This window comes from Rhizobium sp. KNZ2-6A, from assembly GCF_056755475.1.
In genome coordinates, this window is record NZ_JBNDIC010000016.1 from 15487 (window position 1) to 40856 (window position 25370).

Sequence of the window (25370 nt, forward strand, 5' to 3'; positions counted from 1 at the left end):
TACGAAAACGTCAAAGGGATAGCAGATGTGGATCGTGAGGGGAAGATGGAGGGAGGCAATAGGCAGTAGGGAATAGGCAGTGGGCAATAGTGATTGACCGCGTCCGCGATGGAGGCTCTTTACCTACTGCCTACTGCCTACTGCCTACTGCCTACTGCCTCCCTCCACCCCATTTGCGTCGTCTTTGCCACTTATCCCCGCCCGAGTATCCGCAGCTCCCGCCGGAGGCTTGCGTATTGCCGGACGGGGCGTTACCGAATCCGGTTAACGAATGCTAAAACTATGGCTGTCTTGCTCGTCGAGTATGCGAGTATGCCGCGAGTAAGAGTAAAGGACCTGATGTGAGCGGATTAGAAACGGCTATCAGAAGCGCGTTGGACCGGTCCGATCGCGCCAATCCGGAGATCCGGGCTCGCATCTATCAATCGGCACGGCAGGCGCTGGAAGCCGGCCTCCGCAAGCAGGACATTACCGATATCGACATCGTCGCCGGCCAGCGTCAGCGACTGGAAGCGACGATCCGGCAGATCGAGGCCGAGGAGCGCACCCGCCCGGTGCAGGAGATGCCTGTTTCGCCGGAGCTCGACGCCCCGAAAGTTTCCTCTGCTCCAGAACCCGCGCAGCGGCCGGATCCGGTCATGAGCGTGCGTGGCGAAACCCGCGATCCGCCGCTTTCGGCGCGTGCGCGTGAAGCCGCCGAGCCGATGTCGGTGGAGCCCGCGGCGCGTGAGAGCGATTTCGGCGATATGCGCGCCGGTCCCGCCGATCATCTCGGTGCAGACAGCGACACGCGCTCAATGGCCGATGTACCCGCCCCGGCCCGATCGATGAACTTCAAGCCGGAGCGGGCCGCCGTGCGCCGCAAGCCCCGCAAGTTCTTTTCGCGCCTGCTGATCTTCTGCATCCTGCTCGCCTTCCTCGGCGTCGGCGCCTGGTGGATCAAGACATCGGGCGTGTTCATGTCCGCCGCGCAGAGGGATACGAGCGTGCGCAACCCGCCGGCGCATGTCGATTCGCAGGATTTCAGTGGTAATAGCGGCGACGATACGTCCGACGAGGATGATAACAGTGGTCCCGTCAATCCTGGACTGGCGACCATCGATCCGCAGAACAGCTTCTCCGACGAATGGGTCGAAGTGCTGAAGCCGACGGACGCTCAGAAGGTCGCAACCGGCCAGCAGTCGAAGGCGGAGAATGTCTCGGAAAATGACGGGCCAGCCGTGCGGTTGACCTCGCTCAGCAGCGGTTCGGACGGGAACGCGACGGTCGAAGTGCCCGTCAATGTGCTGCAGCAGATGGCAGGCAAGACATCGACGATCGCACTGACGCTGCAGTCCACCTCGGACGCAGCGACGCAGATCACCGTGGAATGCGATTTCGGCTCGCTCGGCCGCTGCGGACGCCATCGCTTCACCGTCAGCCGCCAGAAGACGGATGCGCTTTTCCAGATCCAGTTCGATCGCTCGCTGGCGCCGACCAGTCCCGGCCGCCTCATCATCAACAGCGATGTCGATGGCAAGGCTCGTGGCGTCAATATCTACGCCATCCGCGTTCTGCCGGGGCAATAGGAGCAATTCCAGGAAAAGTGCGCAGCGGTTTTCCGTCCGGAATTGCAAGACAACAAAGCGATAGAACGGTTCAGAGATTCCCTGAAAAGCTGAGCCGCTTTTGAGCATGTCGCGCAAAAGTGTGCAGCGGTTTTGCGACAACGTCATGCGCGAAATCAAAGGCCTAAAGCGTGGGAAGCGAGTCTGAAAGATCGCGACACGCTTTAGATCTCGCCTATTTGAAAAAGCTTGCTCCCATGCCGAGGATCTTGTCGTCGATCTCGCCGATGGCTTTCTTGTCCTTGCCGTCATAGTCGAGCGTCAGCAGAATGTGACGGATGAGGTTCAGGCGCGCCCGCCGCTTGTCGTTGGCGCGGAGGACGGTCCAGGGCGCATAATCGGTATGCGTTTCCTCCAGCATGCGATCGCGCTTTTCGCCGTAATCCTTCCATTTCGGCAGGGCCGCGATATCCATCGAGGAAAGTTTCCAGACCGCGCGCGGATCATGGCGCCGGTCGTGGAAGCGCTTCAGCTGCATCTCCCGGCCGATATCGAGATAGAATTTGAAGAAATGGATGTCGTCCTGGACGATGAGCCTTTCCATCCGTGGCGCCTGCTTCAGGAACTGTTCGTATTGCTTCGGCGTGCAGAAGCCCATGACCGGCTCGACGCCGGCGCGGTTATACCATGAGCGGTCGAACAGCACGAATTCGCCCGCCGTCGGGAACTGGGCGACATAGCGCTGGAAATACCATTGGCCGGTCTCGCGATCCGTCGGCTTGGTCAGTGCCACGACGCGCGCAAGGCGAGGGTTCATATGCGCCGAGGTCGCGGCGATCGATCCGCCCTTGCCCGCCGCGTCGCGCCCTTCGAAGAGCGCCATCACCCGCTTGCCGGTCGCCTGCAGCCAGAACTGCACCTTGATGAGTTCGATCTGCAGCGCCTCCAGCTCGTCCAGATAATCCTCTTCCTTGAGCTTCTTCCTGTAGGGATAGTCACCGGATGTCAGCGCCTCGTCGTCGATCCAGTCCGGCAGAACGGGATCATCGACATCGAACATGCGCTTTGTGCCATGGATATCCAGTTCCACCGCGCGGCTTTCGGTTTCCTCTCCCATATATCGGCTCCTCGCTTGTTTACGCTTCGTTAATCCTGCCGCTCGGCCGCAGCAAAAAAGCTCTTCGGAGAAATTGGAGCTTTTATCCAATAGTTTCAAGCCCTTTGCCCACTTCCTCTTTTGCCGGCTACATTTATTATGGTCAGTTGCCGGCTTCTGTGGATAGAGCCGAATACTTCTGTCATGAATCACGTCTAAGACGCGGAATCCAGCATTCCATGACGATAGGCGAAGGGACGGGCGCATTTGGAAAACGAATGGTCATTTGTCAGGAAGTTGGCGGTGCGGTTGCGGCAGGAGGTTGCCATCCTCATCTTGGCGACGCTCATCGCCATACTTGCGCTCATTGAAGGTATCAATACGGGCGCCGTATTCTGGATCTGGATCATCGTCATAGTCGTCACGCTGCTTCGCCCGCCGCTGGTTGAGCGGGTAGAGGTGCCGTCACAGGCCGAGCCTGCGCCCGCCGATGCGCAAACCCTGTTGCGCACCGCCTTTGCGGGACTGGCGGCACTCGACATGCCGGTGCTGATCATCGACCGGGAGGCGTCGGTGCTGGTGCAGAACATGGCCGTCGAAAAAGCCTTCGGTGCCTTTCCGATCGGCGCCCATATTTCTTCGAAGCTGCGCTCGCCGGCCCTGCTTGACATGGTTCGCGAAACCATTGCCACCAACGCGCCGAACCAGATCGAGCATTCCGAGCGCCTGCCCTCCGAGCGGGTCTATGTCGTCCGCATCGCGCCCATCGACGTGCCGGAGACCGATGCGCGGGCGGAAGCGCTTTTCCTGCTGTCCTTCCGAGACATATCCGAGCTGCGCCACATCGATCGCATGCGCTCCGATTTCGTCGCCAACGCCAGCCATGAACTGCGCACGCCGCTCGCGTCGCTGCGGGGCTTCATCGAGACGATCCAAGGGCCTGCCAAATCGGATCCGAAGGCGCAGCAGCGCTTCCTTGGAATTATGTTCGACCAGACGACGCGCATGAGCAGGCTGGTCGACGACCTGCTGTCGCTGTCCAGGCTGGAGCTGAAGTCGCACATCGCGCCGGATCAGAAGGTGGATCTGGTGCCGCTGCTCGGCCACGTGCGCGACTCGCTGCTTCCCCTTGCCGGAGATCTCGACATCTCGATCAACCTGCACCTGCCGCCCGGAAAGGTCGAGGTATCGGGCGATCGCGACGAGCTGGTGCAGGTCTTCGAAAACCTGATCGAGAACGCCTGCAAATACGGCCAGGAGGGCAAGCTGGTCGATGTTTCGCTCCGGAATGATGCGGGCCAGGGCGTCGAGGTCGTCGTCTCCGACCAGGGGCCGGGGATTCCCGCGGAACATGTGCCGCGTCTGACCGAGCGCTTCTATCGCGTAAGCGTTGAGGACAGCCGCTCCAAGAAGGGCACCGGTCTCGGGCTTGCCATCGTCAAGCACATTCTCACCCGCCACCGCGCCAGATTGATCGTCAAGTCCGAAGTAGGGAAGGGAACCGACTTTACGGTCCGTTTCTGAATACCTCTGTGAATCGCCATTTCGGGCCAGTTTTATCCAAACAATATCAGTTAGATGAACTGTCATAATTGTTTCACTCGCCTGACATAAAAGGGCGGTGTTTTCGCCAGTAAGAATGGATCGCTGAAAAGGTGGATGTGGCGTCCGCGGCAGTGCTCTTCAAAGCTCATTAGAGGATTCATTATGAATGCTTTGAAATTATCCATTCTTGCGCTGGTTGCGTCGGCCGCCTTTTCAGGTGCCGCCACGGCGCGCGATCAAATCCAGATCGCCGGCTCATCTACGGTATTTCCGTATGCCAAGATCGTCGCCGAATCCTTTGGCGAGACCTTTGCCAATTTCAAGACTCCCGTGGTGGAGTCCGGCGGCTCCGGAGCCGGCCTGAAGGAATTCTGCAAGGGTGTCGGAACGGATTCCATCGACATCGCCAATTCGTCGCGCCCGATCAAGGACAGCGAAGTTCAAGCCTGCAAGGCCGCCGGCGTCGCCGATATCCAGCAGATCAAGATCGGCTATGACGGCATCGTCTTCGCCTTCGACAAGAGCAATCCGGACATCAGGTTCGAGCCGGTCGATCTCTACAAGGCGCTTGCCGCCGAGGTCGTCGTCGACGGCAAGCTGATTGCCAACCCTTACAAGAAGTGGTCGCAGATCAATCCGTCGCTGCCGGATTTCGAAATATCGGCCTATATTCCGGGCGAGAAGCACGGCACGCGCGAAGTCTTCGAGGAAAAGGTGCTTGCCGCCGGCTGCAAGGCCTCCGGCGCGGTTGATGCGATCAAGGCTGCGGTCAAGGCGGCCGACCAGCAGGCAGAAAAGTGCATTGCCGTGCGCAAGGACGGCGTTGCTGTCGACATCGACGGCGACTATCCGGAGACACTGGCCCGCATCAATGCCAACAAGCATGGCATTGGTGTTTTCGGTCTCTATTTCTTCCAGAACAATGCCGACAAGCTTAAGGTCGCCACCGTCGGCGGCATCGTGCCCTCGGGCCAGACGATTGCCGACGGCACCTATCCTGTGTCGAGGCCGTTGTTCTTCTACGTCAAGAAGGCCCATCTGGGCGTCATCCCGGGCCTCAAGGAATATGTCGATTTCTTCACGAGCGATCAGATGATCGGACCGGACAGCCCGCTGGCGGAATATGGCCTCGTGCCGGCGCCGGATGCCGAGCGCGACCGGATCCGCAAGGATTTCGCGGATGGGAAGATCATGTGAATGCGTAAGGATTGAGCGGCGGCGCGGCCCCATGGCTGCGCCGGCGTTCGCCGGGGAATGGGAATGAGTGTATCGCTGCTGCTGCTGTGCCTGTCGGTCATCGGCGCCTCCGCTTTCGTGCTGGGGCGGGTGAGGGCGGCTGCGCTGTCGGGCGGCGGGTCCTCGTCCATGCATTCCCGGCTCGGATATTACGGTGCTTATGCCGCCATATGGGCGGTGCTTCCGGCTCTCGCGCTCGTCTGTGTGTGGTTGATCGTCAGCCCTATCGTCATCGATCGCGTGGTGACGAAATCCTTTCCAGATGAGGTCAGGTCTCTGCCGCAGGCGGAGCTCAATCTCAGCTACGGCATGGTGCGCAGCATCGCCCGCGGCATGCGCCTGCTGGATAGCCAGGAGCTTGCCGAAGTTGCCCGCGGCACGGCCGACCTGCAATTGCTGCTGGCGCAGAAGGGCGTGCCGCTCGCGGTCCGTCCCACCGGCTACATGATCGACGCCGCCAACAAATACAACGATATGCGCGAAATCAGCCGGATGGTGATGTCCGCAGTCGCAATCCTTTTGGCGCTGCTTTGCTCGCTCTATGGCCTGCGCGTCATCGCTCCGCGTTTCCGTGCCCGCAACCGCGTCGAACAGGTCATTCTCGGCGCGCTGATCGTCGCCTCCTCCATCGCCGTGCTGACGACGGTCGGCATCGCCGTTTCGATGCTTTCGGAAGCGGCGCGCTTCTTCAGCATGGTGCCTGCGAAGGAGTTCTTTTTCGGAACAGTCTGGGATCCGCGCTTTACCGGCGCCGGCTCGCTGACCTCGGGTACCTTCGGTCTGATACCGCTGCTGGCGGGCACGATCTATATCGGCCTCGTTGCCATGCTCTTCGCCGTGCCCATCGGCCTGTTCGCCGCGATCTACATGGCCGAATATGCCTCGGCGCGCGTCCGCTCCGTTGCCAAGCCGATGCTGGAGGTTCTGGCTGGCATTCCGACGATCGTCTACGGCTTCTTCGCCCTCGTCACCGTCGGTCCCTTCCTCAGGGACATCTCGGCCGAAATCGATGGTATGTTGACGGGAAATTACAGAAGCTTCATCGAGGCTCAGAGCGTGATGACGGCGGGCTTCGTCATGGGCGTCATGCTCATCCCTTACGTTTCCTCGCTGTCGGATGATATCATCATGGCCGTGCCGCGATCGTTGCGCGACGGCTCGCTCGGCCTCGGCGCCACCCGCTCGGAAACGGTTAAGCGCGTCCTGCTGCCGGCAGCGCTTCCGGGTATCGTCGGCGCGCTCTTGATGACCGCCTCGCGCGCGATCGGCGAAACGATGATTGTGGTGCTGGCCGCCGGCGTCGCCGCCCGCATGCAGTTCGATCCCTTCGAGCCCATGACCACCGTGACCGTGAAGATCGTCAACCAGCTGACCGGCGATCTGGAATTCACCTCGCCCCAGACGCTCGTCGCCTTTGCGCTCGGCATTACCCTGTTCTGCCTGACGCTGTGCCTCAACGTCTATGCCCTCTACGTTGTCCGCCGCTACAGGGAGCAATACGAATGAGCGATGTCGTATCCTCCCCGGTGTCGAATATGCCGCGTGGGCTCACACCCGGCGCCCCAGTGCGGCGTGATATCGGCATCAAGCGGCGCTATGCCGCCGAGCGCCGCTTCCGCGCCTATGGCGTCACGGCCGTTATCTTCGGCCTCGTCTTCCTTGCCATCCTGGTCTCGACCGTGGTGCGCACCGGCTACACCGCCTTTGTTCAGACATCGATCACCCTGCCGATCGAATTCACCGAGAAGGTGATCGACCCCACGGCCAAGCGGGTTACCGATCCGAAGGTGCTGATAGCAGCCAATTACCCGGTTCTGGTGCGTGACGCGCTGGTGAAAGCCTTGAATATCGATCCCGCCAATCGTGCGCTTGTCCGCGAGGCGACGGCGATGGTATCTGAGGGCGCGAGGATCGTGTTGCGCGACAAGGTCGTCGCCAACCCCTCGATCATGGGGACGACTGAGAGCGTCACCTTCCTTGCCAGCGCCAATATCGATTCCGCCAACAAGGGCCAGATCGATCTCGCCGTCGACGAGAAGGACCGCAAGATATCCGACCGGCAGGTCTCCTGGATGAAGCAGCTCAGCGAAAGCGGAGCCCTGCACAAGGCGTTCAATAATGGTCTCTTCGTGTCGGGCAATTCCAGCCGTCCGGAAGCCGCCGGTCTCGGCGTCGCGCTGATCGGCTCGCTCTATCTGATGCTGACCGTACTCGTGCTCGCTCTGCCGGTCGGCGTTGCCGCCTCGATCTATCTGGAGGAGTTCGCGCCGAAGAACCGGCTGACGGACCTGATCGAGGTCAATATCAACAATCTCGCCGCCGTGCCCTCCATCGTCTATGGCCTGCTGGGCCTCTCGGTCTTTATCAACATGATGGGGCTGCCGCGCTCTGCCTCGCTCGTCGGCGGGCTGGTTTTGAGCCTGATGACGCTGCCGATGATCATCATCGCGACGCGTTCTGCGTTGCGCGCCGTGCCGCCGTCGATCCGCAGCGCCGCGCTCGGTCTTGGCGCATCGCGCATGCAGGTGGTCTTCCATCATGTCCTGCCGCTCGCCATGCCAGGCATCCTGACAGGCACCATCCTCGGGCTTGCCCATGCGCTCGGGGAGACGGCGCCGCTGCTCTTGATCGGCATGGTCGCCTTCGTCGCCAATTATCCGACATCGCCGCTCGATCCCTCGACGGCGCTGCCGGTGCAGATCTACATGTGGGCCAGCGAAGCCGAGCGTGCCTTCGTCGAAAGAACGTCCGGCGCCATCATCGTCCTGCTTTTCTTCCTCGTCGCAATGAACATCGGCGCCATCCTGCTGCGCCGCCGCTTCGAACGGCGCTGGTAAGGGAGGGCCGAGGAATGAACATGATGAGCGAAGCCGCAAGCGAAAGAGCCTTGGCCAAGAAGATGACCACGATCCCCTACAAGATGATCGGCCAGGACGTCTCGGTTTTCTATGGGGACAAGCGCGCGCTCTTCGACGTCAACCTGAAGATCCGCGCCAATACGGTGACGGCGCTCATCGGCCCTTCCGGCTGCGGCAAGTCCACCTTCCTGCGCTGCCTCAACCGCATGAACGACACGATCGAGACCTGCCGCGTCACCGGCAAGATCACGCTCGACGATCAGGACGTCTACGACAACAGCATCGACGTGGTGGAGCTGCGCGCGCGCGTCGGCATGGTCTTCCAGAAGCCCAACCCGTTTCCGAAGTCGATCTATGAGAACGTCGCCTATGGGCCGCGCATCCATGGCCTGCATCGCTCCAAGGCCGATCTTAATCATATCGTCGAGACCAGCCTGCAGAAGGCGGGTCTTTGGGGCGAGGTCAAGGACAGGCTCCATGATGCCGGCACGAGCCTTTCGGGCGGTCAGCAGCAGCGCCTGTGCATCGCGCGCGCCGTTGCCGTCAGTCCGGAAGTCATCCTGATGGACGAGCCGTGCTCGGCGCTCGATCCGATCGCAACCGCCAAGGTCGAGGATCTTATTCATGAGCTGCGGGAAAACTTCACGATCGTCATCGTGACGCATTCCATGCAGCAGGCAGCCCGCGTTTCGCAGCGCACCGCAATGTTCCATCTCGGCCATCTGGTTGAGGAGAACGACACCGATAAAATGTTCACCAATCCCGACGATTACCGCACGCAGGATTACATCATGGGCCGTTTTGGTTGATGATGGCAGGCGCGCGGACCCTTTCACACAGTTCACCTTGAGGATAGAAAAATGGTCTCCACACACATTCTCTCTGCCTATGACGAAGACCTGAAGTTCCTGACGCGCCGCATTGCGGAAATGGGCGGCCTGGCCGAGCAGATGGTCAGCGACAGCGTACGCGCATTGGTCCAAAGCGATGCCGCCCTTGCGCAGAAGGTCATCTCAGACGACGTCGTTCTCGACCATGCCGAGCGCGAGGTCGGCGACAAGGCGATTGTCACCATCGCCCGTCGTCAGCCGATGGCCGCCGACCTGCGCGAGATCATGGGCTCGATCCGCATCGCTTCCGATCTGGAGCGCGTCGGCGATCTCGGCAAGAATACCGCCAAGCGCGTCATCGCCGTGCAAGGCACCGGCGTTCCGCGTCGTCTCGCCCGCGGCATCGAGCACCTCTCCGAACTGGCGCTGAGCCAGCTCAAGGAAGTTCTGGACGTCTACGCCACCCGTTCGCCCGACAAGGCCGTATCGATCCGTGAGCGCGACGAGGAAATCGACGCCATGTACACCTCGCTCTTCCGCGAGATGCTGACCTACATGATGGAAGATCCGCGCAATATCACCACCTGCACGCATCTTCTATTCTGCGCCAAGAACATCGAGCGCATCGGCGACCATGCCACCAACATCGCCGAGACGATCTATTACATGGCGACAGGCGCGCAGCCGGAAGGCGAGCGCCCGAAGGACGATACCGCCAATACCGTCGGCGCGGTGACGGAATAATCTGGAAGCGAAAAAGGAGACCAAAGGCGCATGGTTCCGAGAGTTGCTGTTGTAGAAGACGAGGAAGCGCTGAGCGTTCTGCTGCGCTACAATCTTGAGGCCGAAGGCTTCGAGGTCGACACGATCCTCAGAGGCGATGAGGCCGAGCTGCGTCTCCAGGAGCGCATCCCCGATCTCTTGATCCTCGACTGGATGCTCCCCGGCGTATCGGGCATCGAGCTCTGCCGCCGGCTGCGTATGCGGCCGGAGACGGAGCGCCTGCCGATCATCATGCTGACGGCCCGTGGCGAGGAAAGCGAGCGCGTGCGCGGGCTTTCCACCGGCGCGGACGATTATGTCGTCAAGCCGTTCTCGACGCCGGAGCTGATGGCCCGCGTCAAGGCGATGCTGCGGCGTGCCCGACCGGAGGTTCTCTCCACGGTGCTGCGTTGCGGCGATATCGAGCTGGACCGCGAAACCCATCGCGTCCACCGCAAGAGCCGCGAAGTGCGGTTGGGGCCGACGGAATTCCGCCTGCTGGAATTCCTGATGTCCTCGCCGGGCCGCGTCTTCTCGCGCTCGCAGCTGCTGGACGGCGTATGGGGGCACGATATCTATGTCGACGAACGCACTGTCGACGTCCATGTCGGCCGCCTGCGCAAGGCGCTCAATTTCTCCAATATGCAGGATGTCATCCGCACCGTTCGCGGCGCGGGCTACTCCATGGAAGCCTGAGCGGGAATACCCGATCAGGCACTCGACATTACAGCGCCGCGCGTCTTTCAAGACGTGCTAAGGTCGCTGTAACACCTTGGAATGCTGCATAATTTTCCCTTAAATCGATTTCGATTTAGGGAATTATGCAGTAGCGGCGGAAACAGAAAACGGGCCCCGAAGGGCCCGTTTCTTTATCTCAGTCATGGGAGCATTTCCAGGAAAAGTGCGGAGCGGTTTTCCGTCCGGGATGCGGGAATGCTCTGAGCATCTCAGCCGCGCGGCTGAGCCGGCCGACGCCGTTCGTGCACTGGCTGGTAGGCCAGGCGCTGATGGTAGGTGCAATAGGGCGATGAATCCGGGCTTTCGTTGCCGCAGAAGTGGAAATCGTCCTTCAGCGGGTCGCCCACCGGCCACTTGCAGGTGCGCTCCGTAAGCTCCGTCAGGCCGAGACGGCGGGAAATCGGAACGACGACGTTCGAGGCCGGGCGATATTGGATCTCGTTGACGGCATCGACTTCGATTTCTTCCTTCAGCATGGTCGCGCCCTGCTGGCGGGTAATCGTGCGGGTTGCGACGCGAGACGTGTAATTCGGAGCGCGGGGCGCGGCACTGCTGCGCTTCGGCGTACGTGCCGCAGTCGCCGTGCCGCCCGCCTTCGCTCGGCCGGGAAGGTTCAGGCGGTGCACCTTGCCGATGACGGCATTACGGCTCACGCCGCCAAGCTGCGCAGCGATCTGGCTGGCGCTTAACCCTTCGGACCATAGCTTCTTCAGCTTCTCGACGCGTTCGTCTGTCCAATTCATGCCCTGTCTCCGCTGTCGCGTTTCCGATGGCAGAATCCCTCACCATTGCCTCGCATGGGATCGAGGCACGAAACGCTTTAAAATTGTGGTGACTAGTTCCGCCGCATGCAGTCTAGCAATTGGTTTTTAACCTAGTGTGAGGCTGACTCCGTGACAAGAGTCGCGGGAATCTTGAGGAATCGATTTCGAGGTTTTCCCCAACTTGCTGCCCCGGCGTGGCATTTCTGCAATAGGCAGTGCCGAACGCATCTCTTTTGGCCGCCAGCGCTTTCTCGCACCTGCTAAATCGCCAGTTTTGTTGACATCGCGGTGCAAAACATCAATAGTGCCCAGGCCGCCGCAAGGCGGCATTTTTGATTTTTTCGGACCCGTTTCATCGAATGGAAGCGATTGGTCCTTAGGGTTGTGATCGAGGAGACATGCCATGGCAGAGACCGCGCCGCTTTACGATACCTATCTGCGTGCTCCGCTGCGGTTCGAGCGAGGCGAGGGCGTCTGGCTGGTTACCGAAAATGGCGAACGCTATCTCGATTTCGCAGCCGGCGTTGCGGTCAATTCGCTGGGTCATGCTCATCCGCATCTGGTTGCCGAACTAAAGGCGCAGGCCGACAAGGTCTGGCACCTGTCCAACCTCTATGAAGTACCCGGCCAGGAAAAGCTGTCGAAGCGGCTGACGGAAGTGACCTTCGCCGACAAGGTGTTCTTCACCAATTCGGGCGCGGAGGCGCTGGAATGCGCCATCAAGACGGCGCGGCGCTATCAATTCGCCAAGGGACATCCCGAAAAGTTCCACATCATCACCTTCGAAGGCGCCTTCCACGGCCGCACGATCGCGACGATCGCCGCCGGCGGCCAGGAGAAGTATATCGAAGGCTTCGGCCCGAAGGCGCCGGGTTTCGATCAGGTGCCGTTCGGTGACCTCGATGCCGTTCGCGCGGCCATCACCGACGCGACGGCCGCGATCCTGATCGAGCCGGTTCAGGGCGAGGGCGGCATCCGTCCCGCGACCAACGAGTTCCTGCGTGGCCTGCGGGAGATCTGCGACGAGCATGGCCTGCTGCTGGTTCTTGACGAAGTGCAGTGCGGCGTCGGCCGCACCGGCAAGCTCTTCGCCTATGAATGGGCTGGGATCAAGCCTGATATCATGGCCGTTGCCAAGGGCATCGGCGGCGGTTTCCCGCTGGGTGCCTGCCTCGCGACGGCGGAAGCCGCCTCGGGCATGAAGGCGGGCACGCACGGCTCGACCTATGGCGGCAATCCACTTGCCATGGCAGTCGGCAATGCGGTGCTGGACATCGTGCTCGCCGACGGCTTCCTGCAGCATGTGCGCGATATCGCTCTGGTGTTCCGCCAGGGTCTCGCCTCGCTGAAGGACCGTTTTCCCGACATCATCGAGGATGTTCGTGGCGAAGGCCTGATGCTCGGCATCAAGGCGGCAATTCCGCAGGCGGAGCTGCTGCAGGCGGTCCGCGCCGAGCATCTGCTGGGTGTGCCGGCTGGCGATAACGTCATCCGCCTCCTGCCGCCGCTGGTCGTGACCGCCGAGGAAGCGCGCGAGGGTCTCGCTCGCCTCGAGCGCGCCGCCGAGCGTGTGCGCACGGCCCGCATCAAGAAATCGGCTTGAACTCAGCGCCCGCAGTCGGGGCGGTTACCGCGCCGCGCGTCGAAGCGACGCGCAAAGGACGCGGTAATACTTAGAAATCGCATAAGCCTTCCCTTAAATCGATGGCGATTTAAGGGGTTATGCGTGCCCCACGCGGGCGTTATTGTTTTTTCTGGAGTACAGGTAAGGACATGGCTTCTCCGAAACACTTTCTCGATCTCTCTGCCGTTCCGGCTGCAGATCTGCGCGATATCATCGACGATGCGATCGTGCGAAAGCAGGCGCAGAAGGCTGGCACGGCCGACAAGCCGCTGGCCGGCAAGATGCTGGCGATGATCTTCGAGAAGCCGTCCACTCGAACCCGCGTCTCCTTCGATGTCGGCATGCGCCAGCTGGGCGGCGAGACGCTGTTCCTCTCCGGCACCGAAATGCAGCTCGGCCGCGCCGAGACGATCGGCGACACGGCGAAGGTGCTGTCGCGCTATGTCGACGCCATCATGATCCGCACGACCGATCACTCGCGCCTGCTGGAACTCGCGGAGCATGCGACCGTTCCGGTCATCAATGCTCTGACCGACGACACGCATCCCTGCCAGATCATGGCTGACATCATGACCTTCGAGGAGCATCGCGGCCCGATCAAGGGCAAGACGCTCGCCTGGACGGGCGATGGCAACAACGTGTTGCATTCGCTGATCGAAGGGGCCGCCCGTTTCGGCTATCGCATGAACATGGCCGTACCCCTTGGTTCCGAGCCGAAGGATCACTATCTGAACTGGGCCCGCAATGAGGGCGCCGAAATCATGCTCTCGCATGATGCCGATCGTGCGGTCGCCGGCGCCGATTGCGTGGTAACCGATACCTGGGTTTCCATGAATCAGGAACACCGGGCTCGCGGTCACAACGTCTTCCAGCCCTATCAGGTCAACAAGGCTTTGATGGCACAGGCCGGCCAAGACGCGTTGTTCATGCATTGCCTGCCCGCCCATCGCGGGGAGGAGGTGACGGACGAGGTGATCGACGGCCCGCAATCCGTTGTTTTCGATGAGGCGGAAAACCGTCTTCATGCGCAAAAGTCGATTCTTGCTTGGTGCCTGGGCGCGATCTGAGGATATGAGCCGCGTCTCGAGGGCGCGGGCGCAGTAGGAGTAAAGCAATGGCCGAAAATGCCGCCTCGCTGGGTCAATTCGATTTTGCCGGTGACGACCATGTCGTCCCCTTCCAGGTGGAAGGGCTCGATGTGCGTGGCCGCGCCGTGCAGCTTGGTCCGCTGCTGGATACGATCCTGGCACGGCACGACTATCCGACGCCGGTGGCGCGGCTGCTGGCCGAGGCGATCGTCCTGACCGTCCTGCTTGGCACCTCGCTGAAGTTCGAAGGTAAGTTCACCGTGCAGACCAAGGGCGACGGTCCCGTCGATCTTCTGGTCGCCGATTTCTCGACGCCGGAGAATGTCCGGGCCTATGCGCGTTTCAATGAGGAGGCGCTGGCAAAGGCCGTCGCCGAGGGCCGTACCGAGCCTGAACAGCTGCTCGGCAAGGGCGTGCTCGCCTTCACCATCGATCAAGGCCGTTTCAGCCAGCCCTATCAGGGTATCGTCGCGCTTGATGGCGCTTCGCTGGAGGAGATTGCCGGCACGTACTTCCGCCAGTCGGAACAGATCCCGACGCGTGTCCGCCTGGGTGCCGCAGAGCTTTTCGATCGCGATGGCGAGGGCAAGCCGCGTCACCGCTGGCGGGCCGGTGGCCTGATTGCCCAGTTCCTGCCGGAAGCCCCCGAGCGCATGCGCCAGCCGGATCTCCATGGCGGCGATGGCGATAGCGGCCTGCGCGATCATGCCGAAGACGATGCCTGGGCGGAAGCGCGCAGCCTGGTGGAAACCATCGACGCCGACGAATTGACGGATCCGCTTGTCGGTACCGAGCGCCTTCTCTATCGCCTGTTCCACGAGCGTGGCGTGCGCGTCTACGAGCCGAAGGCGGTTTTCGATCGCTGTTCGTGCTCGCGCGACAAGCTGAAGGGTGTGCTGAAGGGCTTTACGGCAGAAGAGATCGAGGCCAGCCAGGAGAATGGCGAAATCGCCGTCACCTGCGAGTTCTGCTCGACGACCTATCGTTTCGAAGCGTCGGAGATAGAAGCGGCCTGACGCTGCCGGTTGCGGCGGCTCAGTTCAGCGTGCGCAGCAGGTTCGGCGTATCCAGCGAGAAGGCGGGGATCTTGACATGGAAGAGTTCCCCGTCGTCCGTCTCCATCTGGTAGTGGCCGAACATCATGCCTGACGGCGTGTCCAGCGGACAGCCGGAAGAATATTCATAGCTATCCCCAGGTTTCAGGTGCGGCTGCTCGCCAACCACGCCAGGCCCCGTCACCTCATCCACGATGCCGTTCATATCGGTGATGTGCCAATAGCGCGTCACCAGCTTGACGGCTGTTTTCGAATGGTTGGAGATGACGATGCGGTATCCCCAGACATAACGGTCGTCGTCCGGATCGGATTGCTCCTCCAGATAAAATGGTTCTACGACCACCTCGATGTCGCGTGTGAGGGCGCGATACATGCCTGATACCTTGCCACTGCGCTGAAACGTCCGGTGCGCTTTCAAGCACGGCGGGCGTTCCAGTATTTTCCTTTTCGCGGCATCTTATCCGCTTTCCACTGCTCCCGCAAAGTGCGGGCTATCTAGCGGTATCCTATAACCTATTCCTTCCGTCAAGGAACGGCCTGATGAAAACTTGCGTGAACAGCCAGGGCGCGCCGCAAATCAGCTATTACGGCTAATGATGAAGGTTAACAGAGCGCTCTCAAAAGTATCTCGATCCGCTTGCCATTTGGTCTTACCCGCCTTAGTGCCGCGGGCTCAGCCTCAACGTGCAAAAACGCTTACCGAAATTGCGGGTGCACTTGCGGGCCGGTCATCATATCTGTGTTTCCCGTAATCAAAATCTCCAGATCATATAATTCCTGATCCGGTCTTATGTTCCGCTTCGAAGGAGCCCACGATTTCCCGTCGCGGAGATTTCGGCTATCATCTGATTCTGGCATCGCCCATGCCTCCCCCCTCCACTCGGGAAAGTATATTTCATGCGGGGCCGTCGATATCCAAACCGACTGTTTGAGCGCCTGGCATAAGGAGGGGTTGCGGTCACTGCTCGCAATAGGAGGTTTATATGAGGCTTTCTGCCCCTGTTTATCATTTGAAGCGCAAGGCGAGGCTCTTGTCCCGCCAGCAGAATATCCCCTTGCATGCCGCGCTGGATCGCGTCGCGGCCGGCGAAGGTTTCGGAGGCTGGAGTTTGCTTGCAAGCAAAGCGAACACAGCCGTATCTGTCGGCGAGTTGTATTCGCGTTTAAGCCCGGGTGACCTGGTGTTGATCGGCGCGCGGCGCGGTCACGGCAAGACCCTCATGAGTCTGAGGCTCGCCGTCGAAGCCATGAAGGCTGGCAATCGCGGCGTGTTCTTCACGCTGGAAGACACGGAAAAGGTCGTTCTGGACCGTTTTCCTGTCATCGGCGCCGATCATGCGGAATTTGCGCCGCTATTTGAATTCGACAATTCGGATGCCATCAGTGCCGGCTATATCGCCGAGAGGCTGGCCGAGGTGCCGCGAGGCACGCTGGCGGTGGTCGATTTTCTGCAGCTGCTCGATCAGAAGCGGGAAAAGCCGGAGCTGATGATCCAGGTTCAGACGTTGAAGGCGTTTGCGCGCGCCAGGGGCGTGATCGTCGTCTTTGTCTCGCAGATCGACCGCTCCTATGATCCGGCGGTGAAACCCTTGCCCGATCTTTCGGACATCCGCTTGCCGAATCCGCTGGATCTCAAGCTGTTCGACAAGATGGTCTTCCTGAACGACGGCCTGGTTGAGTTTAAGGTCGCCAGCTGAAGAGCTGTCATTGCCCGATGAGGGCAGGTCGAGCCGCCCGGAGGATATCCGGGCGGCTCGATTGATATCAGGCGGAAACCTGCTCGAGAGCGCGGGCGAAATCCTCGACCAGATCGGCGCTGTCCTCGATGCCGGCGGAGAAACGCACCGTGCCCGGCGAAATACCGAGCTCGGCGCGGGCTTCGTCGGTAAGGTTCTTGTGCGTCGTGGTGGCCGGATGGGTGATCAGGCTCTTCGAGTCGCCGAGATTGTTGGAGATCTTCACGATGTCCAATGCGTTCTGCAGCTTGAAAGCCGCTTCCTTGCCGCCCTTCAGCTCGAAGGCGACCAGCGTCGAGCCGCCGCTCATCTGCTTGGCGATGATATCGGCCTGCGGATGGTCCTTGCGGCCCGGATAGATGACGCGGGCGACTTTGCCGGTCTGCTCGGCGAGGAAATCGGCAACCTTGGAGGCGTTCGCCGTCTGCTGCGCAACACGCAGCGGCAGCGTCTCGATGCCCTTCAGCAGCGTCCAGGCGGTGAAAGGGGACATAGCCGGGCCGGTGTGGCGGAAATAGTCCTGGAGGTTCTCGTCGATCCACTGCTTGTCGGAGAGGATGACGCCGCCGAGCGAACGGCCCTGGCCATCGATATGCTTGGTGGCGGAATAGACGACGATATGGGCGCCGAGTTCCAGCGGCTTCTGGAAGAGCGGGGTCGCGAAGACGTTATCGACCACGACCTTGGCGCCGATCTGGTTGGCGAGCTTGGCAACGGCAGCGATATCGACCACTTCCAGTGTCGGATTGGTCGGGCTTTCGAGGAAGAAGAGCTTGGTATTCGGTCGAACAGCCTTTTCCCAGTTCTCGACAAAGCGGCCGTCGACCAGCGTGCATTCGATGCCGTATTTCGGCGCCAGCGTCTCGACCACCCAGCGGCAGGAGCCGAAAAGCGCGCGGGCAGCGACGATATGATCGCCGGCCTTCAGCTGGCAGAGAATGGCGGCGGTGACGGCGGCCATGCCGGAAGCCGTGGCGCGGGCATCTTCAGCGCCTTCCAGCGCGCACATGCGCTTCTCGAACATGTCGTTGGTGGGGCTGCCGTAGCGGGCGTAGATGAATCCGTCAGTCTCCCCCTTGAAGCGGGCTTCCGCGGCTTCCGAAGTCTCATAGACAAAGCCCTGGGTCAGATAGATTGCTTCGGATGTCTCGCCGAATTGCGAACGGAGCGTTCCGCCGTGAACGAGCTGGGTTGCGGGGCGCCAAGTCTTGCTCATGCCATCACCACTTTCAAAACAAAAAAACCGGCCGCGAAAGCAGACCGGTTTAACCCCGGTCCTTTTAGCCACTTATTTAACGTGGCTGCAAGCCGACCGGCCAAATCACCACGGGATAAGTTGCAATACTGCCGTTGACCGCTTGCGTCAATTCCCCGAGTTTGGTTTTGTCTGCGGCAAATTACTGGCCGCGCTTCCGTCTGGATGTGCGAAGGCCGCAGTAACATTTCGAACGCGCCCACCCGGCAGATCTATTCGCGACTTGCCGGCTTATATACTGGGTCGGCTTATGCAGTGGGCCGGCTGATGCACTGGGAAAGAGGCATGATGGCTCGCAATACTGGAATTCTGGCCGATCGCGCCATCGCGGCGCTCTTTGAAACGGGGCGGCTGACGAGCGAGAGAGAACTGGACGTCGATCAGATCCAGCCGGCAAGCCTCGACCTCAGGCTTAGCGCCCATGCTTTCCGCGTCCGCGCCAGCTTCATGCCCGGTCCCTCGCATCTCGTTGCCGACAAGCTCGACCGGCTGAAGCTGCATGTTATCGACCTTTCCGAAGGCGCGGTGCTGGAAACCGGCTGCGTCTACATCGTGCCGCTGATGGAGCGCCTCGACCTGCCCGAGGATATGTCGGCCTCCGCCAATCCGAAGAGCTCGACCGGCCGTCTCGACATCTTCACCCGTGTCATCACCGACCGGGCGCAGGAATTCGACAAGATCCCCGCCGGCTATTCCGGCCCGCTCTACCTCGAAATCAGCCCGCGCACCTTCCCGATCGTCGTTCGCCGCGGTTCGCGCCTGTCGCAGATCCGCTTCCGCGTCGGCCAGGCCTTGCTCACAGAGCCGGAACTTCTGGCGCTGCACGAAACCGAGACGCTGGTCGCCAGCAAGAAGCCGAACATCACCGGCGGCGGCATCGCGCTGTCGATCGACCTTGCCGGCGACAAGGAAGGGCTGATCGGCTATCGCGGCAAGCACCACACCGCCGTTGTCGATGTCGACAAGAAGGCCCAGCACGATATTTTCGATTTCTGGGAGCCGCTTTACAGCCGTGGCCGCACCGAGCTGATCCTCGATCCGGATGAATTCTACATCCTCGTCTCGCGCGAGGCCGTGCATGTGCCGCCGCATTTTGCCGCCGAGATGACGCCGTTCGATCCGCTGGTCGGCGAATTCCGCGTCCACTATGCCGGCTTCTTCGATCCAGGCTTCGGCCATGCGCCGGCCGGCGGCCGCGGCAGCCGAGCCGTGCTGGAGGTGCGCAGCCACGAAGTGCCCTTCATTCTCGAAGACGGCCAGATCGTCGGGCGCCTGATCTACGAACACATGCTGGAACAGCCCAGCAGCCTCTATGGCTCCGGCCTCGGCTCTAACTATCAGGCCCAGGGCCTGAAGCTCTCGAAGCACTTCCGGCTGTGATCCGTCGCTGACCGGCCTTGACAGAGGCGGCCAACTGTTGGACATCTCAAGGTGTCAGGCGGGTGTAGCTCAATGGTAGAGCAGCAGCTTCCCAAGCTGAATACGAGGGTTCGATTCCCTTCACCCGCTCCAAATCCCAAAATATTCGTATTACGTCAAAAACGGCCTCTCGTCTTGAGCGTCTCCATCAGCGCTTCGCCGAAGGTCGCAATCGGGCGGCCAAGCCGTCCTGCCGGCGGGCGATGTATCAGCCAGTTGACGACTTTCGGGTTGAAATCCGGCGCCTCGACGATCTCGACCGCATTGCGCCAGCGGCTGTCGGCCAGTGCGGCAGGTGTCAGAACACCGATGCCGAGGCCGCGCGCCACCAGGGACATGCGCAGATCGGCGCTCATCGCCTCGACGGCGACGTCAAAGGGCAGGCGCTCCGCTTCGAAGCGGTGATGAATGAAGGCGCGGAAGCCGCAGCCGCTCTGGTTCATGATCCAGGGGAAGCGGGCGAGGTCTTTAAGCCGCGGCGTCTTGGGAACGCCGAGCGATGGTGCTGCGACGAGGATGACGCTGTGGACCCCGAGCACATCGCCGACGACATTATCAGGCGGCTCGACACCTTCCGCCAGGCAGACAGTGGCCGCGTCCAGCTGGCTATGCGCCACCTGCTCGATGAGCTGCGGCGACCAGCCCGAAACGATGCGCAGCGTCAGCCGTGGAAACTCGTTGCGCAGCTGATCGAGGGGGGCCGAGAGTGCCGCCTCCGAGAGATAGGGCATGATGCCGAGACGGAATTCGCCACCGATCGCACCGCCGGGCGAAACGCCGGCCTTGAGATCATCGAGCGAGCGGAGCACGCGGCGGCCATGCTCATAGGCCTCGCGTCCCGCCGCAGTCGGCTTGAGGGGCTTCGACTGCCGGTCGAGCAGCGCAATGCCGAGACTGTCTTCCAGGTTCTGGACACGCCGGGTAATGCCCGGCTGTGTCAGGTTGATGCGTGCCGAGGCGGCAACGATCGAGCCCGTTTCCACCACGGCGACGAAAGCTTCAAGATCATGAATGTTCATGATGAACTCGCATAATCATTATTAGTTCATTTCAATTGCCGCATTATGCAGCAAAGCGATAAACATGGCTATCAATATTATCAGAAATCATTGGAGAGGTCATGTCCCAGGTTCCCGAACGCGTCACGAGTGATGCCGAAGACGACGCGCCGGAGGCGGTCGCTGCACCCTCGACATTGCTGTTTGCCGTCGCCACCGGTGTCATCGTCAGCAATCTCTTTGCGCCGCAGACGCTGGTCGGCGTCATCGGTCCGTCGCTTGGTTTTTCAGAAAACGCAGCCGGCCTCGTCGCCATGGCGTCATTGCTGGGCTATGCCGCCGGCCTGTTTTTCCTCGTGCCGCTTGCCGATCTCGTCGAAAACCGCCGGCTGGTCCTGCGCATGCTCGTCTCGGCCCTGGTCATGGCGGTCGCTGCCGCTTTCGCGCCGACCGGCTGGAGCCTGCTTGTCTTCCTCTTCGGCCTGGGGGCTGCCTGCTCCGCCATTCAGATCCTCGTGCCGATCGCTGCGGCGATGACGCCGCCGGAACATCGCGGCCGGGTGATCGGCAATGTCATGAGCGGTCTGATGGTCGGCATTTTGCTGTCACGGCCCTTGGCAAGTCTGGTCGCCGGCATATGGGGTTGGCGAAGCTTCTACGCGATCAGCGCCGCGGCGCTTGCCCTGCTGATCGCCGTTCTTGCACTCCGATTACCGGAACGCCGGCCGCTGGTGAACACCGGCTATGTCGCGCTGATCGCCTCGCTCTGGCAATTGCTGCGTGATGAGCCGGTGTTGCGGGTACGCGCGTTCACGGCTGCTATGGTGATGGCGAGTTTCAGCCTTTTCTGGACAGCGGTCGCGCTGCGCCTGACGCAGCCGCCTTTCTCCCTCGACCAAGCCGGCATCGCCCTTTTCGCCCTTGTCGGAGCAGGCGGCGCGGCGGCGACCTCTCCCTTCGGCCGGATGGGTGACCGCGGCTGGACGCGCATGGCAACAACCGTCTCGCACCTGATCCTGCTCGGTGCCATGGCGCTGTCTGCATGGGCGGGCGAAGGCGAGACCGGCCATTCCCTGATTTTCCTGGTTGTGCTCGGCGCGGGCGCCGTGATGCTCGATGTCGGCGCCACCGGCGATCAGACATTGGGACGCAGGGCAATCAATCTGCTGCGGCCGGAGGCGCGCGGCCGTATCAACGGCCTGTTTGTCGGCATCTTCTTTCTCGGCGGCGCCGTGGGCTCGGCGCTGGCAGGGACGGCCTGGAGCTGGGGCGGCTGGACCGCGGTCTGTGCCGCCGGCGCAGTTTTCGGAACTGCGGCGCTTCTGACCGGGCTTGCCGTAAGGACATGACGCGTCCGGCGACCCGAATGTTCGTTACAAACGAATGGCGGCGGCATTATTGGATGCTGCCGCAATAATACCTTTCTTCCTTCAGGTTGATGCCAGACATTCGTGCCAGATGATCATCCGTCAACTGGAATGGATGCCGATGCTCAATGTTGCGTTGTTTTACAGGCTGAGGGCGATCTTCACGCGCGGCGTGTTGAAGATTTCCCGCCGCACGAAGGTGCCGGGCAGCGCGACGATCATCTGGAAGGATGGCAGCGTCACGATCGGACAAAAGGCCTTTCTCCGAAGGGGGATCGTCATTGACGCCCAACGCGGCAGCATCGATATCGGCCGGAATGTCTCCCTCAACGACTATGCCATTCTGCTGGGACGCGGCGGCATCACGATCGGCAACGACGTGCGCATCGCCGCACATGCGATGGTCGTGTCCTTCGATCACAATTTCGACGACCTCACGCAGCCGATCCGCATGCAGGGCGTCACCAAGAAGCCGATCGTCATCGAAGACGATGTCTGGATCGGGGCGGGCGCCAAGATCCTCGGCGGCGCCCATGTCGCCAAGGGATGTGTCATCGGCGCCAACGCCGTGGTCAAGGGGAAGACCGAGCCCTACGGCATCTATGTCGGAGCTCCGGCAAGGCTGGTGAAGCGGCGGGGAGAAACCGGCGGCCGCGGATCGGCAAAGGTCGAATTGCTCGCCCGCGCGAAAAAGTAGTCGCGGGCGCTGCCGCCATCCTTGCCGAGCGCGATATTCCCCTCGATATTCCCCCTGGGGCATGACTCTGCTACATCGTATCGGTGAATCAGGAATGTGCATCCACGACCGGAGGCCGGATCAAGACCATGCGTGTTTGCCTTTCGTCGCCAATCTCCATGGCCCGGTCTATCGCGCATGCGGCGCTGATCGCCATGTCCTGCGCTCTGCCGTTTTCCGTCCACGCCCAGGAGGCGAAGCCGTCGAACCTGCCGATCCTGTTCGATGCGCGCGAACGCCTGCCCAAGCCCGATCTGTCCTCGCTGGTCAGGCTGCGCTTCCTGACTTCGATCGATTTTCCGCCCTTCAACTTTCTCGATCAGAACGGCAAGCTCACCGGCTTCCATGTCGAGCTTGCCCGCAAGATCTGCGACGAGCTCGACATAGCGGACAAGTGCCAGATCCAGGCCTTGCCCTTTGGCGAGCTGCAGGCAGCACTGGCGGCTTCGCAGGGCGATGCGGTGATATCAGGCGTGGCCGTCACGCCCGAGCTGCGCAAGAGCTTCGCTTTCTCGCGCCCGTTCCTGATGCTGCCGGCCCGCTTCGTGCGCAATCTCAAGGCGTCGCTCAGTGGCACCACGGCCGCGTCGCTTGCGGGCCACCCGGTCGGCGTCGTCAGGGGCACGGTGCACGAGGCCATGCTGGCCGCCTTCTTCCCTGCGATCAAGCCGGTGCCGTTCGACGACAAGGATGCGCTGCTCGCGGCCGTCAAGGACGGCAAGGTCGATGCCGCCTTTGCCGATGGCCTGCAGCTGTCATTCTGGGTTTCCTCACCGGCGGCGGAAAAATGCTGCGCCTTGTTTGACGGTCCCTACCTGTCGCAGCAGTTCCTCGGCGAAGGCATGACCATTATGCTGCGTCAGCAGGATGCCGATCTGACGGCCGCGATCAACCATGCCCTTGCCACACTGTCGCGCGACGGCAGGCTGCAGGAAATCTATCTGCGCTATTTCCCTTACGGGCTTTACTGATCAGAGCAGTTCCAGGAAAAATGCGCAGCGGTTTTCCGTCCGGAATGCGCAAAGCAAGAAAATGCTTCAGGCTTTGCGATAGCGGGCAATGGCGCTGCGCTCGATGGCGGCGCAGGTGAGCTTGTCCAGGCCGAAGCGATCGCGAAGCAGGCTGAGCAGGCGCAATTCCTCGGCCTTGACCGACAGGTCGGCCGAAGCGACTTCGACGGCAAGCGCGTAGGCCGTGTCGTAAAGGCGCGCCGGCAGCGTATCGCGCACGGTTTCGAGCACGATATCCAGGCCCTCATTGTTGGAAAGCAGTTTGGCGCAATCACGGGAGACGGAAATCAGCTTCTCGTCGTCGAACCCCTTGAAGACCGGCAGGGCGTGAATGAGCTCGCCAATGCGGCTGAGTTCCCGGTCGTTCATCGTGCGGTCGACGGCCGAGGCCAATACCATGACGTAGATCAGGGCCTCGTGAGCAGAAAGCGGCTTGTTCATGGCAGGCGAAGTCCTTTGAATTTGGCAGACTGAAAAGTCGCGCGTCTCATGGCAAAAGTTACTGCATAATTCCTTAAATCGGAATCGATTTAAGGAATTATGCAGCGGATCTAAAGTGCTACAACGACCTCAGCGCCATATATCATGCAGTGCACTGCAATGGCGGAAGCAAGGCATCAGATCGGATTGAGTGGATTTTCCTTGGCTGGCGGCGGCCCAAGCGTCGATTTCCCGTTCTTGCGCGGATCGTCTCCATACATGCCGCGCTTCTTCTGCTTGGCCTCATCGACAAGGGACGCAAGCGGAGAGCCGGGTTCCGGATCCGCCCAGCCGAAGCGGACGAGCCAAGCGCTGAGGTCGACGCGGACATAGCGGCACTCGCCCTTGATCATGCCCTTCCAGGCGGGGTCCGGCACATCGCAATCGATGGCGCGACCGCGCAGATACATGCGGAATGCCGTGCGGGCGGCCTGGCCGCAGGGCCAGCTGTTGCCGCTCGGGCCGGTGCACATCCGGTCGACGTCGGTCGGAATGATCCCGTTCAGCTGCACGCTTCTGCCGCCGAGGGTCAGTATGCCCGCCTGGTCGGCAAATGGCCGGACAAGCTCGATCGTCGCCTGCCCCTGCGGCTTGGACGCCGGATCGAGCGAAGTCTGTTGCGACTCGGGCTTGGGCTGGGCCTGCTGCGGCTGTGGGGGAAGGGTCCGATATGCGGCTGCCGACATTTCCCTATCGATCTGGTCGGCCGGGGTTCGGTTGTCCGGAGTGGGGTCGGCTTTCGTCTGTTCGGCGGTGGCCGTCTTGTCTGACGCGGCGTTCGCTGGCTCTCGCTTCTGGGCGGCGGAGATATCCGCATCCTTCGTAACGTTACTGCCAGGCGTTTTAGCGACGTCGTCCGTGGCCGATGCAGGCGACGCTGCAGCCGCGATTGCCCGCAATTCCGGACTGCTGTCGGAGGCCGCGACTGGCAGAGCCGTCTTTTCGTTTGTGGAGTTCGCGACCTGCGCTGCCGGCTGGCTGTTTGGCTGCGATTTGTTTGACGCCGTGTCGTCCTGCTTGGCCATTTCGACGGCTTTTGCGTCGGCCTTGGCAGTCTCTGTCGGCGCGGTCGCGGCGGGCTTGTTCGCAGCCGTCGTGGCGCTGCCGGCTCGGCCGGGTAGGGCAAAGCCGTGCTTCCCCATCGGGACCGCGACGAAGGTCAACCAGGAACCAACAACCGCGCCTACCGCGCATGCGAGCCAAAGATTACGACGCATAACGAGAAA

Annotated in this window: 23 protein-coding genes, 1 tRNA gene and 1 riboswitch; of the genes, 17 read left to right on the forward strand and 7 right to left on the reverse strand. The window is 61.3% G+C overall.

Features of this window, described 5'->3' with window-relative positions; genetic code table 11:
• Window positions 1–341 precede the first annotated feature (341 nt).
• On the forward strand, window positions 342–1568 hold the full coding sequence (locus ACPYOP_RS13385) for a hypothetical protein (protein ID WP_481410872.1): 1227 nt from the start codon (window positions 342–344) through the stop codon (window positions 1566–1568).
• A gap of 214 nt (window positions 1569–1782) precedes the next feature.
• Here the strand turns inward: ACPYOP_RS13385 and ppk2 are convergent, their stop codons facing one another.
• Window positions 1783–2664 carry a polyphosphate kinase 2 gene (gene ppk2 / locus ACPYOP_RS13390; protein WP_481410873.1) on the reverse strand — a complete coding sequence of 294 codons (882 nt, stop codon included), beginning with the start codon at window positions 2662–2664 and terminating at the stop codon, window positions 1783–1785.
• A 276-nt stretch (window positions 2665–2940) separates the two neighbouring features.
• On the opposite strand from ppk2, the gene phoR reads away from it, so the two are divergent.
• The 7 genes from phoR to phoB all read left to right on the forward strand — a co-directional run bounded on the left by phoR (window position 2941) and on the right by phoB (window position 10570).
• On the forward strand, window positions 2941–4167 hold the full coding sequence (phoR, locus tag ACPYOP_RS13395; RefSeq protein WP_481410954.1) for a phosphate regulon sensor histidine kinase PhoR: 1227 nt from the start codon (window positions 2941–2943) through the stop codon (window positions 4165–4167).
• Window positions 4168–4350: 183 nt separating this feature from the next.
• A complete protein-coding gene (locus tag ACPYOP_RS13400; protein ID WP_481410874.1) occupies window positions 4351–5385 on the forward strand; it encodes a substrate-binding domain-containing protein in 1035 nt (344 codons plus the stop codon).
• Window positions 5386–5448: 63 nt separating this feature from the next.
• The gene (gene pstC / locus ACPYOP_RS13405; protein WP_481410875.1) at window positions 5449–6930 is read left to right on the forward strand and encodes a phosphate ABC transporter permease subunit PstC; all 1482 of its coding nucleotides are present in this window, start codon (window positions 5449–5451) and stop codon (window positions 6928–6930) included.
• Window positions 6927–8261 carry a phosphate ABC transporter permease PstA gene (gene pstA / locus ACPYOP_RS13410; RefSeq protein ID WP_481410876.1) on the forward strand — a complete coding sequence of 445 codons (1335 nt, stop codon included), beginning with the start codon at window positions 6927–6929 and terminating at the stop codon, window positions 8259–8261. Before pstC ends, pstA begins: the two co-directional genes overlap by 4 nt.
• A gap of 14 nt (window positions 8262–8275) precedes the next feature.
• Window positions 8276–9091, forward strand: coding sequence for a phosphate ABC transporter ATP-binding protein PstB (gene pstB / locus ACPYOP_RS13415; RefSeq protein ID WP_481410877.1), 816 nt, complete (start codon window positions 8276–8278; stop codon window positions 9089–9091).
• A gap of 51 nt (window positions 9092–9142) precedes the next feature.
• A complete protein-coding gene (gene phoU, locus ACPYOP_RS13420) occupies window positions 9143–9856 on the forward strand; it encodes a phosphate signaling complex protein PhoU (protein WP_112343740.1) in 714 nt (237 codons plus the stop codon).
• Between the two features lie 30 nt (window positions 9857–9886).
• Window positions 9887–10570: a phosphate regulon transcriptional regulator PhoB gene (gene phoB / locus ACPYOP_RS13425; protein ID WP_004128368.1), complete on the forward strand. Its 684-nt coding sequence runs from the start codon at window positions 9887–9889 to the stop codon at window positions 10568–10570.
• Window positions 10571–10821: 251 nt separating this feature from the next.
• On the opposite strand, the gene ACPYOP_RS13430 is transcribed toward phoB, so the two are convergent.
• Window positions 10822–11355 carry a GcrA family cell cycle regulator gene (locus ACPYOP_RS13430; RefSeq protein WP_481410878.1) on the reverse strand — a complete coding sequence of 178 codons (534 nt, stop codon included), beginning with the start codon at window positions 11353–11355 and terminating at the stop codon, window positions 10822–10824.
• Between the two features lie 424 nt (window positions 11356–11779).
• On the opposite strand from ACPYOP_RS13430, the gene ACPYOP_RS13435 reads away from it, so the two are divergent.
• From ACPYOP_RS13435 to ACPYOP_RS13445, 3 genes are all read left to right on the forward strand, one after another.
• Complete coding sequence (locus ACPYOP_RS13435) at window positions 11780–12979, forward strand: acetylornithine transaminase (RefSeq protein WP_481410879.1); 1200 nt, start codon at window positions 11780–11782, stop codon at window positions 12977–12979.
• A 170-nt stretch (window positions 12980–13149) separates the two neighbouring features.
• Window positions 13150–14067 carry an ornithine carbamoyltransferase gene (argF, locus tag ACPYOP_RS13440; protein ID WP_481410880.1) on the forward strand — a complete coding sequence of 306 codons (918 nt, stop codon included), beginning with the start codon at window positions 13150–13152 and terminating at the stop codon, window positions 14065–14067.
• 47 nt (window positions 14068–14114) lie between these two features.
• Complete coding sequence (locus ACPYOP_RS13445; protein ID WP_481410881.1) at window positions 14115–15104, forward strand: Hsp33 family molecular chaperone; 990 nt, start codon at window positions 14115–14117, stop codon at window positions 15102–15104.
• A gap of 19 nt (window positions 15105–15123) precedes the next feature.
• Here ACPYOP_RS13445 and apaG read toward each other — a convergent pair whose 3' ends face one another.
• Window positions 15124–15516 (reverse strand): Co2+/Mg2+ efflux protein ApaG, encoded by a 393-nt coding sequence (apaG, locus tag ACPYOP_RS13450; protein WP_481410882.1) that lies wholly within the window; start codon window positions 15514–15516, stop codon window positions 15124–15126.
• Window positions 15517–16126: 610 nt separating this feature from the next.
• Between apaG and ACPYOP_RS13455 the strand changes: the two genes are divergently transcribed.
• Window positions 16127–16840: a DNA helicase gene (locus tag ACPYOP_RS13455; protein ID WP_481410883.1), complete on the forward strand. Its 714-nt coding sequence runs from the start codon at window positions 16127–16129 to the stop codon at window positions 16838–16840.
• 67 nt (window positions 16841–16907) lie between these two features.
• On the opposite strand, the gene ACPYOP_RS13460 is transcribed toward ACPYOP_RS13455, so the two are convergent.
• Window positions 16908–18095 carry an O-succinylhomoserine sulfhydrylase gene (locus ACPYOP_RS13460; RefSeq protein ID WP_481410884.1) on the reverse strand — a complete coding sequence of 396 codons (1188 nt, stop codon included), beginning with the start codon at window positions 18093–18095 and terminating at the stop codon, window positions 16908–16910.
• A gap of 43 nt (window positions 18096–18138) precedes the next feature.
• Window positions 18139–18217, reverse strand: a riboswitch (SAM riboswitch).
• Window positions 18218–18419: 202 nt separating this feature from the next.
• Here ACPYOP_RS13460 and ACPYOP_RS13465 point away from each other — a divergent pair.
• Window positions 18420–19514, forward strand: a complete 1095-nt coding sequence (locus ACPYOP_RS13465; protein WP_481410885.1) for a 2'-deoxycytidine 5'-triphosphate deaminase — start codon at window positions 18420–18422, stop codon at window positions 19512–19514.
• A 58-nt stretch (window positions 19515–19572) separates the two neighbouring features.
• A tRNA-Gly gene (locus ACPYOP_RS13470) sits at window positions 19573–19646 on the forward strand.
• A 23-nt stretch (window positions 19647–19669) separates the two neighbouring features.
• Here the strand turns inward: ACPYOP_RS13470 and ACPYOP_RS13475 are convergent.
• The gene (locus ACPYOP_RS13475) at window positions 19670–20572 is read right to left on the reverse strand and encodes a LysR family transcriptional regulator (RefSeq protein WP_481410886.1); all 903 of its coding nucleotides are present in this window, start codon (window positions 20570–20572) and stop codon (window positions 19670–19672) included.
• A gap of 101 nt (window positions 20573–20673) precedes the next feature.
• Here ACPYOP_RS13475 and ACPYOP_RS13480 point away from each other — a divergent pair, with 101 nt between their 5' ends.
• From ACPYOP_RS13480 to ACPYOP_RS13490, 3 genes are all read left to right on the forward strand, one after another.
• Window positions 20674–21900 carry an MFS transporter gene (locus ACPYOP_RS13480; protein ID WP_481410887.1) on the forward strand — a complete coding sequence of 409 codons (1227 nt, stop codon included), beginning with the start codon at window positions 20674–20676 and terminating at the stop codon, window positions 21898–21900.
• Between the two features lie 109 nt (window positions 21901–22009).
• Window positions 22010–22615, forward strand: coding sequence for an acyltransferase (locus tag ACPYOP_RS13485; RefSeq protein ID WP_481410888.1), 606 nt, complete (start codon window positions 22010–22012; stop codon window positions 22613–22615).
• Window positions 22616–22773: 158 nt separating this feature from the next.
• Window positions 22774–23625: a transporter substrate-binding domain-containing protein gene (locus ACPYOP_RS13490; protein WP_481410955.1), complete on the forward strand. Its 852-nt coding sequence runs from the start codon at window positions 22774–22776 to the stop codon at window positions 23623–23625.
• Between the two features lie 66 nt (window positions 23626–23691).
• On the opposite strand, the gene ACPYOP_RS13495 is transcribed toward ACPYOP_RS13490, so the two are convergent.
• Together ACPYOP_RS13495 and ACPYOP_RS13500 are read right to left on the reverse strand one after the other, a co-directional pair.
• Window positions 23692–24105, reverse strand: a complete 414-nt coding sequence (locus tag ACPYOP_RS13495; RefSeq protein WP_112343752.1) for a tellurite resistance TerB family protein — start codon at window positions 24103–24105, stop codon at window positions 23692–23694.
• Window positions 24106–24281: 176 nt separating this feature from the next.
• Window positions 24282–25361 carry a hypothetical protein gene (locus tag ACPYOP_RS13500; protein WP_481410889.1) on the reverse strand — a complete coding sequence of 360 codons (1080 nt, stop codon included), beginning with the start codon at window positions 25359–25361 and terminating at the stop codon, window positions 24282–24284.
• Window positions 25362–25370 lie beyond the last annotated feature (9 nt).

What these genes read in the sequence shown, in the direction of transcription:
- apaG (WP_481410882.1), bottom strand. Translation starts at nt 15,516, where the DNA reads ATGTATCGCGCCCTCACACGCGACATCGAGGTGGTCGTAGAACCATTT.
- pstA (WP_481410876.1), top strand. Translation starts at nt 6,927, where the DNA reads ATGAGCGATGTCGTATCCTCCCCGGTGTCGAATATGCCGCGTGGGCTC.
- ACPYOP_RS13445 (WP_481410881.1), top strand. Translation starts at nt 14,115, where the DNA reads ATGGCCGAAAATGCCGCCTCGCTGGGTCAATTCGATTTTGCCGGTGAC.
- ACPYOP_RS13475 (WP_481410886.1), bottom strand. Translation starts at nt 20,572, where the DNA reads ATGAACATTCATGATCTTGAAGCTTTCGTCGCCGTGGTGGAAACGGGC.
- ACPYOP_RS13430 (WP_481410878.1), bottom strand. Translation starts at nt 11,355, where the DNA reads ATGAATTGGACAGACGAACGCGTCGAGAAGCTGAAGAAGCTATGGTCC.
- ACPYOP_RS13435 (WP_481410879.1), top strand. Translation starts at nt 11,780, where the DNA reads ATGGCAGAGACCGCGCCGCTTTACGATACCTATCTGCGTGCTCCGCTG.
- phoU (WP_112343740.1), top strand. Translation starts at nt 9,143, where the DNA reads ATGGTCTCCACACACATTCTCTCTGCCTATGACGAAGACCTGAAGTTC.
- ACPYOP_RS13400 (WP_481410874.1), top strand. Translation starts at nt 4,351, where the DNA reads ATGAATGCTTTGAAATTATCCATTCTTGCGCTGGTTGCGTCGGCCGCC.
- ACPYOP_RS13480 (WP_481410887.1), top strand. Translation starts at nt 20,674, where the DNA reads ATGTCCCAGGTTCCCGAACGCGTCACGAGTGATGCCGAAGACGACGCG.
- pstC (WP_481410875.1), top strand. Translation starts at nt 5,449, where the DNA reads ATGAGTGTATCGCTGCTGCTGCTGTGCCTGTCGGTCATCGGCGCCTCC.
- ACPYOP_RS13455 (WP_481410883.1), top strand. Translation starts at nt 16,127, where the DNA reads ATGAGGCTTTCTGCCCCTGTTTATCATTTGAAGCGCAAGGCGAGGCTC.
- phoB (WP_004128368.1), top strand. Translation starts at nt 9,887, where the DNA reads ATGGTTCCGAGAGTTGCTGTTGTAGAAGACGAGGAAGCGCTGAGCGTT.
- ACPYOP_RS13490 (WP_481410955.1), top strand. Translation starts at nt 22,774, where the DNA reads ATGGCCCGGTCTATCGCGCATGCGGCGCTGATCGCCATGTCCTGCGCT.
- ppk2 (WP_481410873.1), bottom strand. Translation starts at nt 2,664, where the DNA reads ATGGGAGAGGAAACCGAAAGCCGCGCGGTGGAACTGGATATCCATGGC.
- ACPYOP_RS13465 (WP_481410885.1), top strand. Translation starts at nt 18,420, where the DNA reads ATGATGGCTCGCAATACTGGAATTCTGGCCGATCGCGCCATCGCGGCG.
- ACPYOP_RS13460 (WP_481410884.1), bottom strand. Translation starts at nt 18,095, where the DNA reads ATGAGCAAGACTTGGCGCCCCGCAACCCAGCTCGTTCACGGCGGAACG.
- ACPYOP_RS13500 (WP_481410889.1), bottom strand. Translation starts at nt 25,361, where the DNA reads ATGCGTCGTAATCTTTGGCTCGCATGCGCGGTAGGCGCGGTTGTTGGT.
- pstB (WP_481410877.1), top strand. Translation starts at nt 8,276, where the DNA reads ATGAACATGATGAGCGAAGCCGCAAGCGAAAGAGCCTTGGCCAAGAAG.
- ACPYOP_RS13495 (WP_112343752.1), bottom strand. Translation starts at nt 24,105, where the DNA reads ATGAACAAGCCGCTTTCTGCTCACGAGGCCCTGATCTACGTCATGGTA.
- ACPYOP_RS13485 (WP_481410888.1), top strand. Translation starts at nt 22,010, where the DNA reads ATGATCATCCGTCAACTGGAATGGATGCCGATGCTCAATGTTGCGTTG.
- argF (WP_481410880.1), top strand. Translation starts at nt 13,150, where the DNA reads ATGGCTTCTCCGAAACACTTTCTCGATCTCTCTGCCGTTCCGGCTGCA.